At 62.9% G+C, this 16,178-nt stretch carries 13 protein-coding genes; 5 read left to right on the top strand and 8 right to left on the bottom strand.

Annotated elements, in window-relative coordinates; genetic code table 11:
• Positions 1–84: 84 nt before the first annotated feature.
• Positions 85–1,365, top strand: coding sequence for an outer membrane protein (locus tag NL532_RS17440; protein ID WP_031195686.1), 1,281 nt, complete (start codon positions 85–87; stop codon positions 1,363–1,365).
• Positions 1,366–1,755: 390 nt separating this feature from the next.
• On the opposite strand, the gene NL532_RS17435 is transcribed toward NL532_RS17440, so the two are convergent.
• From NL532_RS17435 to NL532_RS17410, 5 genes are all read right to left on the bottom strand, one after another.
• Complete coding sequence (locus tag NL532_RS17435; RefSeq protein ID WP_023736671.1) at positions 1,756–2,223, bottom strand: DUF1203 domain-containing protein; 468 nt, start codon at positions 2,221–2,223, stop codon at positions 1,756–1,758.
• Positions 2,224–2,481: 258 nt separating this feature from the next.
• The gene (locus NL532_RS17425) at positions 2,482–3,045 is read right to left on the bottom strand and encodes a GNAT family N-acetyltransferase (RefSeq protein WP_023830003.1); all 564 of its coding nucleotides are present in this window, start codon (positions 3,043–3,045) and stop codon (positions 2,482–2,484) included.
• A gap of 5 nt (positions 3,046–3,050) precedes the next feature.
• Positions 3,051–3,902, bottom strand: a complete 852-nt coding sequence (gene sseA / locus NL532_RS17420; protein WP_023691267.1) for a 3-mercaptopyruvate sulfurtransferase — start codon at positions 3,900–3,902, stop codon at positions 3,051–3,053.
• A gap of 95 nt (positions 3,903–3,997) precedes the next feature.
• Positions 3,998–4,741, bottom strand: a complete 744-nt coding sequence (locus NL532_RS17415; RefSeq protein WP_023821351.1) for an alanyl-tRNA editing protein — start codon at positions 4,739–4,741, stop codon at positions 3,998–4,000.
• Entirely contained in the window at positions 4,741–5,775 is a 1,035-nt protein-coding gene (locus tag NL532_RS17410; protein WP_023830002.1) for a cysteine synthase A, read from the bottom strand. The genes NL532_RS17415 and NL532_RS17410 overlap by 1 nt, the downstream gene beginning before the upstream one ends.
• Positions 5,776–5,989: 214 nt before the next feature.
• Between NL532_RS17410 and NL532_RS17405 the strand changes: the two genes are divergently transcribed.
• Together NL532_RS17405 and NL532_RS17400 are read left to right on the top strand one after the other, a co-directional pair.
• Entirely contained in the window at positions 5,990–6,811 is an 822-nt protein-coding gene (locus NL532_RS17405) for an SDR family oxidoreductase (RefSeq protein ID WP_023698793.1), read from the top strand.
• Positions 6,812–6,881: 70 nt separating this feature from the next.
• Complete coding sequence (locus NL532_RS17400) at positions 6,882–7,862, top strand: alpha/beta hydrolase (protein ID WP_023830001.1); 981 nt, start codon at positions 6,882–6,884, stop codon at positions 7,860–7,862.
• A 93-nt stretch (positions 7,863–7,955) separates the two neighbouring features.
• Here the strand turns inward: NL532_RS17400 and NL532_RS17395 are convergent, their stop codons facing one another.
• Positions 7,956–9,392 carry a DEAD/DEAH box helicase gene (locus NL532_RS17395; RefSeq protein ID WP_023672782.1) on the bottom strand — a complete coding sequence of 479 codons (1,437 nt, stop codon included), beginning with the start codon at positions 9,390–9,392 and terminating at the stop codon, positions 7,956–7,958.
• 407 nt (positions 9,393–9,799) lie between these two features.
• Between NL532_RS17395 and NL532_RS17390 the strand changes: the two genes are divergently transcribed.
• Both NL532_RS17390 and NL532_RS17385 read left to right on the top strand, forming a co-directional pair.
• Complete coding sequence (locus tag NL532_RS17390) at positions 9,800–11,332, top strand: acyl-CoA carboxylase subunit beta (RefSeq protein WP_013531455.1); 1,533 nt, start codon at positions 9,800–9,802, stop codon at positions 11,330–11,332.
• Positions 11,333–11,431: 99 nt separating this feature from the next.
• On the top strand, positions 11,432–12,409 hold the full coding sequence (locus NL532_RS17385) for a M48 family metallopeptidase (RefSeq protein ID WP_286487390.1): 978 nt from the start codon (positions 11,432–11,434) through the stop codon (positions 12,407–12,409).
• A gap of 25 nt (positions 12,410–12,434) precedes the next feature.
• Here NL532_RS17385 and NL532_RS17380 read toward each other — a convergent pair whose 3' ends face one another.
• Together NL532_RS17380 and NL532_RS17375 are read right to left on the bottom strand one after the other, a co-directional pair.
• Complete coding sequence (locus tag NL532_RS17380; protein ID WP_023829999.1) at positions 12,435–14,435, bottom strand: hypothetical protein; 2,001 nt, start codon at positions 14,433–14,435, stop codon at positions 12,435–12,437.
• The gene (locus NL532_RS17375) at positions 14,432–15,985 is read right to left on the bottom strand and encodes a bifunctional ADP-dependent NAD(P)H-hydrate dehydratase/NAD(P)H-hydrate epimerase (RefSeq protein ID WP_023829998.1); all 1,554 of its coding nucleotides are present in this window, start codon (positions 15,983–15,985) and stop codon (positions 14,432–14,434) included. The genes NL532_RS17380 and NL532_RS17375 overlap by 4 nt, the downstream gene beginning before the upstream one ends.
• Between the last annotated feature and the right edge of the window lie 193 nt (positions 15,986–16,178).

Raw genomic sequence — 16,178 nt, 5'->3', positions numbered from 1 at the left:
GTCGATGTGACATTTTTGTCATTCCAATATTAACGAGCATCCTGTTAGAACACGGACGGGTTTGTTCTATGCTAAGGGGCTAAAATGTTTATTTCTGCTAAATCCGTTCTTCTCGGCGCCGTTTCGGCAATGGCTTTGATATCGGTAGCGCATGCCGCCGACGTTGTGCAGCCGGTGGAAGAACCTGCCGGTTTCAACTGGAGCGGCGCCTATGTCGGCATCGGCGGCGGCTTCGGCGCCACCGTGCACCGCATCAGCGTCGACCCGTTTCTCGACTTCAATGGCATCGGCGGCAACGGCGTGTTTGGCGAAGTGACCGCCGGCTACGACTACATGGTCTCTGAACGCTTCCTGCTCGGCGGCTTCATCGACGCCAACATCGGGAATATCGGTCCGTCGATCAGCCTTCCGGGCGCTGATATCGACCTGACGAACGCTTATGGCTTCGACGTCGGCTTGCGCGCCGGCTATCTCTTGAACCCCAGTACGCTCGGCTATGTGCTCGGCGGCTACACTTGGAACCATTTCAAGCTCGAGGGTTCGGGCTTTGCCGACGGTCTTGATTTCACGGAGAACCGTGGCGGCTATGTCGTCGGCGTTGGCATGGAAACCGTGCTGCGCGGCAACTGGACGATTAAGACCGAGTACCGCTACGCCAACTATGGCGACGACTCGGTGGCTGACCTCGGCATTATCGGCGGCCCGGGAACCTCTCTGGATGTCGAGCCGTCCAGCCACACCTTCCACATCGCGGCCAATTACCGCTTCGGCGCCCAGAATGGCGGCGGGGCCTCGTTTGCTGCTCCGACCTACAACTGGACCGGCTTCTATGTCGGCGGCGCGCTTGGCGCCGGCACCGTGGTGCATGACCTGACGCTCGCCAGCGCCCTCGAATTGGATGGCATCGGCGGCGAAGGCGTGTTCGGCGAGGCGAGCATCGGTTACGACCATGATTTCGGCGGCTGGGTCGCCGGCGTTCTGGTCGACGCCCGCTATTCCGGCATACGCTCGAAGCTGGACATTCCGGGTGGGTCGATCAAGGGCGATGCCGACTATGGCTTCGATGCCCTGGCCCGCATCGGCGCCAAGGTCAACGAATCGACGCTGGCCTATGTCCTCGGCGGTTACAGCTGGCAGCATTTCGACCTGCATGCCTCCTCGCCCGTTGGCGACATCGTCGACTGGGGATCGAGCGGCTTCTCGGTCGGTGGCGGCCTGGAAACGGCCGTTTCCAGCAACATGACGCTTGGTCTCGAATACCGCTATTCGCAGTATGAGAAAGAAGATTTCGGCTCGGGCGGCTTCCTCACCGACGAGCCTTCCTTCCAGACCGTTCGCGTCGGCGCGAAGTATAAATTCAACTAAACGCCGCACACACACACGGCGAAGGCCCGTCGGTCAATTCCGGCGGGCTTTTTCTTTGCGCAAAATTCCTGGCGCCGGAATTGAACAGGCTGGCGGACATCAAAAAAGCGGAGCCAAAGCCCCGCTTCCTCGGTCATCGAGATCCCCGCCGGTTCATCCGCGGTCGGCAATCCATCGACGCTGGTCTTTTACCGAGAGAATGCGACGGGAGTACGACAAGTCCCAACCGCCATCGGCGTGCGTCGCCATGCCGGCGAGGATCGCGATGCTGTGTGAAGTGCTTCACATCCGCAATTCGAAAAGCATGCGCAGACAGGGATGCCAACTTGACGGATCGAGCCGTCACACGGTTCCCAACTGCCCGCCAGACCACCGGCGGGCATCTTTTTGTCAGAAACGCTCGATGCGGCACTGATAACAATTGTTGCGCGCCGAGCGGACGTGGACATAGGCGATGTCAGCGCGCTCAAACAGCGTCTCTGCCCGCGCCGCAATGCCGCCAGTCGGAATGACGCCGCCGCTGCCATAGACGATGCGGTCATCCGCACCATAGCCGCGCACGATATAGTCGCTGCTCTCAAGCATCTCTGGAAGCGCTTCTGTCTCGGCTGCGCGTTCGCATTCCTGCGCATGCAGGAAGATCGGTCCTGTCTCGGCGTAAGGCTGCAACGCCGGAAACGGCCGATAGGCCATGATCAGATAGCCATCGCCTTCGGCGACGTTTCTCAGGCAATGCCGGCACGGCACCCCGTCGCCATCTGAAACCTTCCGCTCCGGCGTTTGCCCGTAGGCGTCCGGCCCGCCGCGCTGCAGCGCTCTCACATCTTCTGTCGGCAAGGCTTTGAACTGGACGGTCATGGCTAAATCTCCGGTGTGGTTGACCGGAAATTATGCCCCCGCCGAGGTGCTTCCCACCCGATTCCTGTCAACTGTCAGCAGCCCGGCCAGTCTCAGGCCGGACTGCTTCGGCATTGGGCAGGTCCCGCGCCGGCTCAGCGGATGAAATCGTCGAAGCGGCGCAGCATCACCCGGCGCCTGCGCCAGTTCTCGTCCTGGGTCCGCACGAGCAGGAATTCCTCGCCATGAACGGTCGGTTCGGCCTTCAGTCGGAGAAAGTCACGGCCGCATGACGCTGGCCGAGCGCTCGGCGAACGACAGCGGATGCACGGTCTCCTTCTTTTGCGCCACCGGCGCAAAACCGAGCTTCTGGTAGAGCGGCAAGGCAGCCGGATGGTCGAGCGTGCAGGTCTGCACCGTTACCCGTTTCGGCCCATACGACCATGCTGCGGCAATCGCCGCACCGAGGAACCAACGGCCGATGCCTTGCCCGGTCGCATGTTCCATCATGCCGAAATAGGCGAGCTCGACTTCCTCTGGCAAATGCGGCTTGAGGTCGAAGAAACCGGCCGGCGCGCCGTCGAGATAAAGCACCCTGATGTCGCGGTCCTCGCGGTGGATGCCGGCGGCAAGCTCGTCATCGTCCAGCCTCAGCACATTGACCCAGTGCCATTTGCGTCCGACCCGATCCATCAGATAGCGGTAGAAATGCAGCGGAATGTCCTTGGTCCTGAGCAGCGCGATCTGCCTGTTGTAGGGCAACGGCAGCGAATAGGCCGGCGGCACATGCATTTCCAGAAACGTGACCGTAACCTCGATGTCGTCCAGCGCGCCATTTTCCATCGCCATCATTCCTTGCCCGTCACCACGGGCGTGTCTGCCAGCCCGCCCCATTCCGTCCATGAGCCGTCGTAGAGCCGGTTGTCGGTGTGGCCGAGCGTCTCCAGCGCCAGAGTGACGACAGCCGCCGTGATGCCGGAACCGCAAGAGGTGACGACCGGTTTCGACAGATCGATACCGGCATCCTCAACGGCCTTGCGCAACTGGTCCTTCGACAACAGCGCGCCGTCCTGTGACAGCGCCGAATAAGGCAAATTGTGCGCGCCGGGCATGTGGCCGGAGCGAACACCCGCGCGGGGCTCTGGCTCGGCGCCGGTGAAGCGGCCCGCGCCTCGGGCGTCCGCAATCTGGCTCTCGCCAGTCTCGACGATGCGGCGCATGTCGGCAAGGCTGGCGACGCGAGCGGCATCGAAATCGGCATGAAACACATTCGGCGCGATCTTGGTCGGCTCCGCCGTCACCGGCCGGCCCGCCGCCTTCCAGCGGTCGAAGCCGCCGTCGAGCACATAGACCTGGAACACGCCCATGACGCGGAACATCCACCAGGCGCGCGGCGCCGAGAAGAAACCCGGACCGTCATAGACGACAATGGTGTCGTCGGCCGAAATTCCCATGGCGCCTACATATTGCGCGAAATGCTGTGGCGAGGGCAGCGTGTGCGGCAGCTTGGCATCAGGATCGGAGGCCGCATCATGATCGAAGAATCGCGCGCCCGGAATATGCGCAGCCTCATACTCGGCGCGCGCATCGCGCTTCTGCGCCGGCAGATACCAGGATGCATCGACGATCGTCAGGCCGGGCTCGCCAAGACGGCTCTGCAACCAGTCCGCATCGACGGTGAAAGGGCTGTCATCGGCCATTGTTCTTCTCCTGCTCCGCCTTGGCGAGGCATTGCTTCCTGTTGACCATGATCTTCCCCGAAAACCGGCTTCCACTTTTCGGGATCATGGTTCGTTCAAGCTACCGGCGGCGGTCCGAAGCGAATGCGAAAACGCCGGTTTTCGCGGCCCTTCTTCTCGATCTTGCCGATGTGGATTTCACCGACTTCGCCGGTGCTTTTGACATGGGTGCCGCCGCAGGGCTGGCTGTCGATCGAAGCGTTGTCGCCGATGCAGACCAGGCGGATCTTGCCGGTGCCGGCGGGCGGCCGGACAGTCTTGGATTTCACCAGGCCAGGATTGGCTGCCAGTTCCTCGTCGGTGATCAGCCTGACGAAGATCGGATGATCGGCCCGCACCAGCTCCATCAGCCCGGCGGTGACGTCTTCCCTGGTGAAGCCGGCATCGGGAGCGTCGAAGTCGACGCGGCTGTCATCTTCGGAAACCGCAGCACCGGTAATCGGAAACGGACAGACGACGGTGAGCAAATGGCAAGCTGCGTGCATGCGCATCAGGAGATGCCGCCGCTCCCAGTCGATGGCGAGTTTCACCTGCTCGCCGACCTCGGGTGCCGGCTGCTCCGGCGCCGGCACATGGATGATCTCGTCCTTGGTCTCGCCGGTGATGGTGGCGGCAATGGCGATGCGGGTGCCGTCGGCGCGCTCTAATGTGCCGGTATCGCCAGGCTGGCCGCCCGATGTGGCATAGAAGATGGTCCGGTCGAGAATGATGCCGCCGCGCTCGTTGATGGCGACAACGGTGGCGTCGGCCGCTCTGAGATAGGCGTCGTCGCGAAACAGCGCTTCTGTTCTGTGCGCCATCAGGCGACCTTCTCATACGGCACCGGAATTGTGCTGCGCTCATCCATCCAGCCCGGCACCGGCAGGTTCTTCTCGCGCAGGAATTCCGGGTTGAACAGCTTCGACTGGTAGCGCGTGCCATAGTCGGCAAGTATGGTCACGATGGTGTGGCCGGGGCCAAGCTCGCGCGCCATCCGTATAGCGCCGGCAATGTTGATGCCGGTCGAACCGCCGACGCACAGGCCTTCTTCCTGGATCAGGTCGAAGACGATCGGCAGCGCCTCTTCGTCCGGCACCTGGAACGAGAAGTCCGGCGTGAACCCATCGAGATTTGCCGTGATGCGCCCCTGCCCTATCCCTTCGGTGATCGAGCTGCCGTCGGACTTCAATTCGCCACTGGTGTAGAAGGAATAGAGCGCCGCACCCAGCGGATCGGCGAGCGCGATCTTGACGTTGCTGCTCTTGGCCTTCAGCCCGAAGGCGACGCCGGCCAGCGTTCCGCCCGAACCCACCGCCGAGACGAAACCGTCGACCTTGCCGCCGGTCTGCATCCAGATTTCTTCCGCCGTGGTGCGGATATGGCCGTCGCGATTGGCAACGTTGTCGAACTGGTTGGCCCAGATCGCGCCGTTCGGCTCCGACCTCGCCATCTGCTCGGCCAACCGCCCCGACAGTTTCACGTAATTGTTGGGGTTCTTGTAAGGCACCGCCGGCACTTCGATCAGCTCGGCACCAAGCAGCTTGATCGTGTCCTTCTTTTCCTGGCTCTGGGTGTCGGGAATAACGATCACTGTGCGATAGCCCAGCGCCTTGGCAACCAGCGTCAGGCCAATGCCGGTATTGCCTGCCGTGCCTTCGACGATGACCCCGCCCGGCTTCAACAGCCCGCGCTGTTCGGCGTCGCGGATGATGAACAGGCCGGCGCGATCCTTGACCGACTGGCCGGGGTTCATGAACTCGGCCTTGCCCAGGATCTCGCAGCCGGTCTGCTCCGAGGCCTTGTTGAGGCGGATCAGGGGCGTGTTGCCGATCGCTTCGATCACAGAACGGGGCATCCGGGATTCCTTATGTAGCTGCGGCGAGACCCTAGAAACCCGAAGCTTGCGTTTCAAGGCAAGAATTCGCCTGGTCCAGTCGCATTTCGGGCACTGCAATCTCCCGCGGCCGGACAACGCGCGATGACGATCATTTCAACCAGTACGGAAAAGCGCTCTTTTCATTCGATTTTTTCACCGCTAGAGCACTAATGACAGATCGGCAGGGCGCAGAATGACACTTTACCGGGCCAACCCGAAGCACGGCGTCGCCTGGATAACCGGCGGCAGCAGCGGCATCGGCCGTGCGCTGGCCAAGGACCTCGCGGCAAAGGGCTTTGTCGTCGCGGTCACCGCACTCGACGGCGACCCACTCGACGCGCTCATCGTCGAGACGGCGCAGATGCCGGGACGTGTCGTCGCCTACCCTTGCGACGTCACCGATGAGCCGCGCATGGCAAGCACGGTGGCGGCGATTGAAAAGGAGCTCGGGCCGATCGTGCTCGCCGTCTTCAACGCCGGCAACTACATCGCCACGCCCGGCGAAGACCTCAGGGTCCGCGACTTTCGCCAGACCTTCGAGGTCAACTATTTCGGTATCATCAATGGCCTCGTCCCGCTCATGGAGCGCATGCGCATCCGTGCGCGCGGCCATATTGTGCTTGTCGGATCGGTTACCGCCTATTTCGGCTGGCCGACCACGGCGGCCTATGGCGGCTCGAAGGCGGCGATCAACATCTTGGCCGAGTCGCTGAAATACGATTTCGACAAGATGAATGTCCGGATCCAGGTGATGAATCCGGGCTTCATCGACACGCCGCTGACCGAAAAGAACATGCTGCCGATGCCGGGACTGATGCCGGTCAACCGCGCCTCGCGCCGCATGCTGCGCGGCATCGAGCATGGCGGCTTCGAGGTTACCTTCCCTCACCGGCTGAGCTGGGGGCTGAAGGTGCTGGCACTGCTGCCAAGGCCAGTCTGCCGGTGGTTCATCAGCACGGCGACCCGCTGGACAGGGCGGCCGCTGAATTTCGACCGCAAGCCGCCGAACCAATAGCTGTCCACAGTCCGGCTGTTGCCTGACTGCACCGGCCGCCATAGGCTTTAGAATTGTTGTGGAGTCTGAGATGGGGCGACGGATCGTGCTTGCGGTGCTGGGCGTCGTCATCATCCTTGTCTTGGCCCTCCTGCTTGGTCCGCGCGTTCCCGTCGACACAACAATCAGCTTCGACCCCAAAGTGATCGGCGACGATCCGCAAGCGTATATTGCGCGCGAAGAGGCTGCCGTGCCCAACGTTCGCGACGGGCTCGAGAAAGAAATCATCTGGGCCGATCCGATGGTTCACGCCAGGACGCCATTGGCGATCGTCTATATCCATGGCTTTTCGGCATCGAAGGGCGAGGTTCGCCCGCTGGCCGACGAGGTCGCCGACCAACTCGACGCCAACCTTTTCTACACCCGCCTCACCGGTCATGGGCAGGACGGCGCTGCTATGGCGCAAGGCAGCGTCAATGCCTGGATCAACGACTATGAGGAGGCGCTCGCCATCGGCCGAGCCATCGGCGACAAGGTGATCGTCATCGGCACCTCGACCGGTGGATCGCTGGCGGCATGGGCGGCGACTGAGCCTGGCGCATCGGACGGCGTCGCTGCAATCGCATTCATCTCGCCGAATTTTGGCATCAGGGCTTCAGGCGCCGAGCTGCTGACCATGCCCTGGGGCAGGCAGATCGCCGATTTCGTCGGCGGCAAGGAGCGCAGCTTTCCGACCCGCAACGCGCTGCACGAGAAACTCTGGACGCACACATATCCAATGGCAGCTGTGCTACCGATGGCGGCGCTGACCAACCTTGCCTACGCAGCGCCTGTGGAGAAGGCAACCATACCGGCGCTGTTCATCTTCTCGGATTCCGACAAGGTGGTGCGCCAGGATCGCACCCGCGAAATCGCCGGCCGCTGGGGCGCACCGCATGAACTGGTGCCCGTCGACGACAATGGCGATCCCGACGACCACGTCATTGCCGGCGACGCGCTGTCGCCCCCGACCACGGCTTTCCTGGCGCAGCGGATCGTCGTGTGGGTGAAGGCAATTACCGGGCAGCCCTAAACGAAAAGGACGGCCGAAGCATTGCCCCGGCCGTCCTCATATTCAATCGTCAGCAATCAAGCCAGGCTCGACGAGCCTGACCGGTTCGTCTGATCAGGCAGCCCGCGCAGCGGGCCGCTTGCCGCCGAAGCGGCGCTTGTTGTTGCCCTTGAAGGCCTTGGCGCCTTCCGGCTTGCGCTCGCTTGCACCCGCAAAGGCCGGCTTGTCACCAAAACGCTTCTTGGCGAAGCCGTTGTTCTGGCCACCGGGCCGCCTGCCGTCGCGACGGCCATTGCGGTCGTTGCGATCATTGGCGGGCTCGAAGCGCTCGTTCTTTTCGGCCGGATTGCGCACCGGATCCGGGCTGCCGAGATGGTCGGCAACGATCGGCAGCTTGCTGCGGATGATGCGCTCGACCTGACGCAGCTTGCTGTTTTCGGAAGGATCGCAAAGCGTGATGGCGATGCCGTCCATGCCGTTACGGCCGGTACGTCCGATGCGGTGGACATAGCTTTCGGCCTCATCCGGCAGGTCGAAATTCACCACATGGCTGATGCCGGGAACGTCGATGCCGCGCGCCGCGATGTCGGTCGCGACGAGAATGCGCACCGAACCCTCGCGGAAATCGTTGAGCGCCTTCTGGCGGGCGTTCTGCGACTTGTTGCCGTGGATGACGGCGGCCTTGAAGCCGTCGCGCTCGAGGTCCTTGGTCACCCGGTCGGCGCCATGCTTGGTGCGCGAGAAGATGATGACGGACTTCATTGCCTCGTCGGCGAGCATCGTCGACAGCACCTGGCGCTTCTGCTTGGTGCGGGCAAAGACGACGCCCTGCACGATCTCGGCGGCCGCGGTGCTCTGCGGCGCGACTTCGACGCGGATCGGGTTCTTCAACAGGCCCTTCGCCAGCTCGGCGATTTCGTTGGGCATGGTGGCCGAGAACAGCACCGTCTGACGGTCGGGCGCGGTCGCCTTGGCGATCCGCTTGACGTCGTTGATGAAGCCCATGTCGAGCATGCGGTCACCCTCGTCCAGCACCAGCCATTTGGTGTCGGAGAGAATCAAGTCGCCCTCGCGCACCAGGTCGGTCAGGCGGCCGGGCGTGGCGATCAGGATGTCGACGCCGGGAGCGACCTTCTTCACCTGGCTGAAGCGCGAGACGCCGCCAAGCACGAGAGCGGTCGAGACATGCGCGCCCTTGGCGAGGATCTTGATGGTGTCCTCGATCTGGACGGCGAGTTCGCGCGTCGGCGCCAGGATCAGCGCACGGGTGGTCTTGGCCCGGCGCTTGGTGCCGAGCGCGATGATCTTCGACAGGATCGGCAGCGCGAAGGCCGCGGTCTTGCCGGAGCCGGTCTGGGCGATGCCGAAGATATCACGGCCTTCCATCTGCGGCGGGATCGCCTGCGTCTGGATCGGCTTCGGCTCGGTGAAGCCGGCGCCATGCGTCGCCTTGAGCAGCGCGCCGGTGATCCCAAGAGCTGCGAAACCGGTAAGGTCCGCAGTGGTGCCGGTCGAGATTGCGTTACCGGCTGAGGTGTTTTCGTTGGTCAAAATAGTCTTCTTTCACGCGGTCTTGGCCGCAAACATCGATGGCGGCAGGGCGCAACCTGCCGTCGAAAAATTTGATATGAAACGACAAGGCGGGCGGACGGTAACGTCCACTCGGCTGCGCTGTCGTGCCCGCAGGCGTCATGCCACGGGGCTCTTTCGCCACTTCGTGATGTATCGGAAAGAGAGGCCGATATACCGGAAAGAGGGAAAACAGACGCAACCAGTCTCATTTGTCGAGAAGGCCGGAATCTCCGGCCCAAGCGCCTATGGGCTGCATATGGCTGAGTTCGCTCCGGAATGCAAGGGGCCACATGTTGCAGCGCAATAATCGAGGCCGAAAGCGGCGCTTGCACACGCCTGCAGGCATCATTACCACAAAGGCAGCTGCCATTTCTGGAGACCGAGCGATGAAGGACGTGCTGAAGGAACTCGAGCGCCGCCGCGAGATCGCCCGCATGGGTGGCGGCCAGGCCCGCATCGACGCCCAGCACAAGAAGGGCAAGCTGACGGCGCGCGAACGTATCGAGGTCTTTCTCGACGAAGGCTCGTTCGAGGAGTTCGACATGTATGTCGAGCATCGCTCGACCGACTTCGGCATGGAGAAAACCAAGATCGCCGGCGATGGTGTCGTCACCGGCTGGGGCACCGTCAATGGCCGTCCGGTCTATCTCTTCGCCAAGGACTTTACCGTCTTCGGCGGCTCGCTGTCGGAGGCGCACGCCGAAAAGGTCATCAAGGTGCAGGAGATGGCGCTGCGTAATCGCGCGCCGATCATCGGCCTCTACGACGCCGGCGGCGCCCGCATCCAGGAAGGCGTGGCGGCGCTTGGCGGCTATGCCGAGATCTTTCAGCGCAATGTGCTGGCCTCCGGCGTCATTCCGCAGATTTCCGTGATCATGGGCCCTTGCGCCGGCGGCGACGTCTATTCGCCGGCGATGACCGACTTCATCTTCATGGTCCGCGACACCTCTTACATGTTCGTCACCGGGCCGGATGTGGTGAAGACCGTCACCAACGAGACGGTGACCGCCGAGAGCCTTGGCGGCGCGTCCGTCCACACGACGAAATCCTCGATCGCCGATGGCGCCTACGACAATGACGTCGAGGCGCTGTTGCAGATGCGCCGGCTGGTCGATCTGCTGCCGGCGTCCAACACGTCGGAGCTTCCTGAGATCGAGTGCTACCAGTCGGTCACCGACCATGATCTGTCGCTCGACCGGCTGATCCCGGACAACGCCAACAAGCCTTATGATATCAAGGAGTTGATCCTCAAAGTTGCCGACGAAGGCGACTTCTTCGAAATCCAGCAGAACTTCGCCAAGAACATCGTCACCGGTTTTGGCCGCGTCGAGGGCCGTACCGTCGGCTTCGTCGCCAACCAGCCGATGGTGCTGGCCGGCGTGCTCGATTCCGACGCAAGCCGCAAGGCGGCGCGCTTCGTGCGCTTCTGCGACTGTTTTTCCATTCCCATCGTCACCTTCGTCGACGTCCCCGGCTTCCTGCCCGGCACCGCGCAGGAATATGGCGGCCTGATCAAGCATGGCGCGAAACTCCTGTTTGCCTACGCCGAGGCGACCGTGCCGAAAATCACGGTCATCACCCGCAAAGCCTATGGCGGCGCCTATGACGTGATGGCCTCAAAACATCTGCGCGGCGATATGAACTATGCCTGGCCGACGGCGCAGATCGCGGTGATGGGGGCGAGAGGCGCGGTCGAGATCATCTACCGCAAGGATATCGGCGACGCCGAAAAGATCGCAGCTCACACAAAGGCTTACGAGGACCGTTTCCTGTCGCCCTTCGTCGCCGCCGAACGCGGCTATGTCGACGAGGTGATCATGCCGCATTCGACCCGCCGCCGCATTGCCCGGGCACTGCGCATGCTGCGCAACAAGGACATGCAGAACCCTTGGAAGAAGCACGACAACATCCCGTTGTAACATCCAATGTCGCGACTGATCATCAGCGCCGGTCGGCGGTTTGGCAGGTTCACGGTCCTGTTTTTCGTTGTTCCCGCCCTCGTCATCTTCTGCGTCTGGATGTCCCTGCTCGACAACCATCCGATCTGGTTTATCGCCAGCGGCTTTGTCGTCATGCCGATCGCCACCACGGCCATGGCATTTCTGTTCGGCACATTGTTTGCGGGCTTCCGACGCAGTAAGATCAAAGGCGTCAGTGAAGCAGAAGCGCCCGGCCTGTGGGCGCTGTGGCGGAGCATCGCCGGACCGCGCCGTGCTGCGCGCACGGTTGTCATACTAGAGGGCAACCTGAACGCCAGCGTGCGCGAAGAGCGCACGCTTCTCGGCCTTCTCGGCAATCGGCTGTTTCTAACCATAGGCATCCCTCTCCTCGCAGTGACCGATGAAAGAGCGCTTGCCGCGATCCTTGCCCATGAGGACGCGCATGTGCGCAACAAGGATACCAATGGCAGCCTCAATCTCGCTGAGTTCGAAAACGGTTTCGGATTTGTCTTCGAGTATGCCCCGCCCGGAACCACGATCACAGGCAGCCTACTCCACGCCGCTATCGGCTGGCTGTCGCAATCGTTCGAGCGGGAAGAAATCCGGCTTTCGCGCGAAGCGGAGATCAAGGCAGATCGACACGCGGCATCCTCCGGCGACGCCGAGCACGCCGCACGCGCGCTGTTGCTTCTTGCCACGGCAGACGTGCATTTCACGGAGACGGTCTATGACCCTTTGCAGCATGAATTGCGAGGTGCTTTGCGTCCGCCGCGACCGCCGCTCGAGCGCATGCTGGAAGCTGCCGGCCAGCTGCGAGAACCCATTTGCCTCGATGTTTGCGCCCGCAAGGCGTGGGCAAGCCCGGATGACGCAAAGTCCACCCATCCATCATGGGCTCAACGGCTGGCGGCGCTTGGCTATACGGAGCCGCCCGACCTGGACCCGATCGCCGTGACCGCGCTCTCGACGCTGCTGAACTCGAGCGTAGCACAGCGCCACATTTCGGAATTCGACACCAAATGGACTGCGCGGATGGAAGACTATCTCCAGCGCTGAACTGGTGGTCGCCCAACTCGCAGGCTCACTCCTCTTCCGCCGCCCCGAACCCCGCATCCCTGGGGGCGCTGGTCGCGCTCGCCCAAGGCGTCGCGTGGTTGTCGATGCGCATCTGGAAGATGAAATAGGTCGGCGAGCAGTAGCCGATGCCTTTCACCTTGGCGGCGCCCGGCGTGTCGGGCGGCAGCGACTGGCACATATAATCCTCGCGGCAGAAATGATCGGCCGAACAGGCGGGACGGTTGCCGCGGTTGACCGCGCCGCCGAGGCACTGGTCGAAATTGTTGGTGGCGACGCAGGTGTCGAATTTCTTGCCGCCGACCATGCCGCAAATTTCCGATGGCATCGGCTTGCCCGTCTTGAATGCGGCGAAGCTGCGGTCCTTGTCGTCGCAGGCGCGATAAGCGATGCCTGCCGGTACGCCGATTTTCGGTGGCCGGCAGGTGTAGGCGGTCCGCGAAAAGGTCGGCGCAAAAGCCGCGAACTGGCCGGTGATCTTGTAGCGGTCGTTGAACGGCTGAGACGGGTTGCTGGCGATCGACCCGGTCAGGCAGGGATGGCCCGAAAACATCTTTGGACTGTCCGTGGGCAACAGACATTGCGCCAACGCGGTATGCACGCCTGAAGCCGTCGCGAGCGGCGTGCAGACGGTGCCGCCACCGCATTGCCAGGTCGCGCCGAAGCGTTTTGCATCATCCGGCATCAGGCACGGCATCGCCATCTCGGCCGGGGCGTAGTCGACATCGCCGGCATCGGTCCATGTCGCTGGCGGCGCGAAGGACAGCGGCCGGTAGCGGTTCGGCTCCTTGCCTTCTTCCGTCGCGCGCAGCCAGGCCTCACGTCGCGGAATCTCGGCATGGAGATGCGGCGAGATGCCGACTTCGATGCGGTTGAGCGGCGACGTCGTTTTGTCGTCGAGGCCGATGAAGTGAAAGCCGGCCGTCGAGCCCGCCTGGTGGCAGCCCTGGCAGGCGCCATTGTCCAGCCGCTCGACCAGCGCCTCCGGTGTCCGCACCAGCTTTAGCGCCGCATAGTCCAAGCCGGCGAAATCCGCTGGCTGGAACAGCGGCGTGAACGGATGGTTGGCCCGTCTCGCGCTGCCGAAGGTCGACCACGAGATGATTTTCTTCGCCAGGAATTCGTCGGGGATTTCGTAGACGCCGAGATCGACCGCCGCGACATTGGCGCTGACGTAGTCGGCGAGCCCTTTCTTGAGTGCAGCATCGTCGGAGAGCCGCGCGACGTCTGGCGTATTCTCCAGCGGATTCTCGCTGACGGTAGCGCCATCGATGCCGAAGATCCGCATCAGATAGGCCGCCTGCCCGCCGAACTCGGTCTCCTGGCCCGAGGGAAAGCGCACCACTTGCGCGTTGAGTTCGAGCTGTTTGAAAGTCAGTTCCTCCGGTGCCAGCGGCCCGCCGACCAGCCAGCCGGCATCGACGTTTTCGTCGATCTGCGGTGTCCAGCGCCCGGCAACGCCGACGCAGCCGCCATCGGCATCCGGCGCCACGCTGTAGACGGCGTTGAAATTGAATGGCAGCCGCGATGCCAGAACCTTGCCGTTCTTGCGGAAACTGTAGGCCAGGCGATAGACAAAGCGCACCTCGCCACAGCTCTTGTCACCTTGCAGCGCGGTGAAGTCACGCCGGTCCAGCCGGTTGACGACGCCGACCAGGCGGAAGCGCGCGGCCTCGGTCTTCAGCCAGCGCATATCCATGATGCGGCCGACATTGCCGTCGGTCACCTCGTAGAGCGTGCGCCCGCCGGCCTTTATCTCGGCCCGCAGCGTGGCAATATCGGTCGCCACCATGTCGACAACAGCACGATAGGCCGGCACCTCACTGTAGAGCGTCTTCAGATCGTCCGCGCCGTCGACGGCGAAAATGCCGGCGAAGCCAAACCCCTTGGCATCGAGGGCGGCGAGCACCGCCGGATCGTCGACGATGGTCACCGGCTGCTCAGCGCGCACGCCATGCGAGGCGAACAGCGCGATGATGGCTGCAATGGCGAGCGCGAAACGCTTCATCCGATCGGCACCTTCTGCCGTGCCTCGACAAGTTCACGCAGCACCGGCACCAGCGCCAGCGGCAGATCCTCGGCGATCAGACCCGGTCCGAAGCGGCTGCCGGCCTCGGCATGGATCCAGACCGCTGCGCAGGCGGCCTCGAATGCCTGCATGCCCTGCGCCAGCAGCGCGGCGACAATGCCCGCCAGCACGTCGCCGGAACCGGCGGTGGCGAGCCATGGTGCACCATTGGCGTTGATCACCGCGCGGCCGTCCGGCGCCGCGATGACGGTGTCGGCGCCCTTGTAGACCATGATGGCGTTGGCTCGTTCAGCGGCTGCGCGCGCCTTGGCGAGTTTCGACTGCTTCTTGTCCTTCGCGATGTCGGGAAAAAGTCTGGCGAATTCGCCCTCATGCGGCGTCAGCACCAATACCGGCGCCAACGGGAGCAGCGCGGCGTCGAACAGGGCCTGAGGCTGATGCGCCAATGACGTGATGGCGTCAGCATCCAAGACAATGGCAGGGCGCTGAATTCCGAATGAACTCGTCGACATGCGGTTTAGGTCAGCGACCGTCGCGATCAATTGCAACGCGAAATCCCCCACCTTGGGTTTCGGCCCGAGCCCTGGTCCGAACACAAGTACTTCGGGGTGCCTCGCCGACAAAAATTCCTGCACTTCCTCCATCGAACCGGCCTCGCGCAGCATGATCGATGTCAGATGCGCGGCGTTTACCTGCATGGCATTTTCAGGCGAGAGCACGGTCACCGCCCCTGCCCCGGCTCTGGCTGCAGCCATCGCCGACAGCCGCGCCGCACCTGTCGCGCTCGGCCCGCCGGAAAAGACGCTGACGTGGCCGCGCTTATACTTATGTGTATCGACCGCCGTTTTCGGAAAACTGTATAGCCAGAAGTCAGGCGTGTTCTCGAACGTCTTGATCTTGAACTCATCGACGATCGCATCCGGAATGCCGATATCGGCGACGATGATCTCGCCGCAGAGGCTGCGCCCCGGCATCAGCAGATGGCCGGGCTTTTTCCGCACGAACGTCACCGTCACGTCGGCCTTGAAATAAGCGTTGCTCAAGCCGGTCTCGCCCGACACGCCAGAAGGCAGGTCGATTGACACCACAGGCACGCGCTCCGCCGCGGCCAATCCTGAGACGGCAGAGGCATGCAGGGATATCTTCTTCGACAATCCCGCACCATAGAGCGCGTCCACGACGACTTCACCCGGTTCCGGGTAGCAGTGTCCGATGTGCTCGACCGGCAGATTGCAGGCCTCGGAAGCTCGCGCCGCATCACTCCCGGGCTTCTGCTTGCCTTCGGCCCAGAGCGCCACATTCACACCAGCCTCGGCCAGCAACCGCGCTACAACATAGCCGTCGCCACCATTGTTGCCGGGGCCGCACAGCACGTGCACGCGGCTTGCTGCGGGATAGCGTGCCAGGACCACAGCAGCGACCGCTTCGCCGGCGCGCTGCATCAGGCCATAGCCGTCGAGCGGACCGGCCGCGATCGCCAGCCGGTCGGCCTCGCCCATCTCGGCCGGCGACAGGACTTCATTGCTCATGGATTGCCGATCCCGCATTTCGTTCAAGGCCGACCCCTTTGTCCCTATCGAGCATTGTCCAGTTTCGGATTCGAAGCAAACGGCCAGGTGCTGCGTTGGCGTGCGGCCAATCCTTTCGCAGACTGGTGCCACGGATCCGCGCGGGCCTGCAAAATGCGCAATCTGCCTAATTATCGTGCAGACGCCCGAAGCG

This window comes from Mesorhizobium sp. C120A, assembly GCF_030323105.1.
Lineage (GTDB): Bacteria > Pseudomonadota > Alphaproteobacteria > Rhizobiales > Rhizobiaceae > Mesorhizobium.
This window is presented reverse-complemented; position numbering and strand designations above follow the sequence as displayed.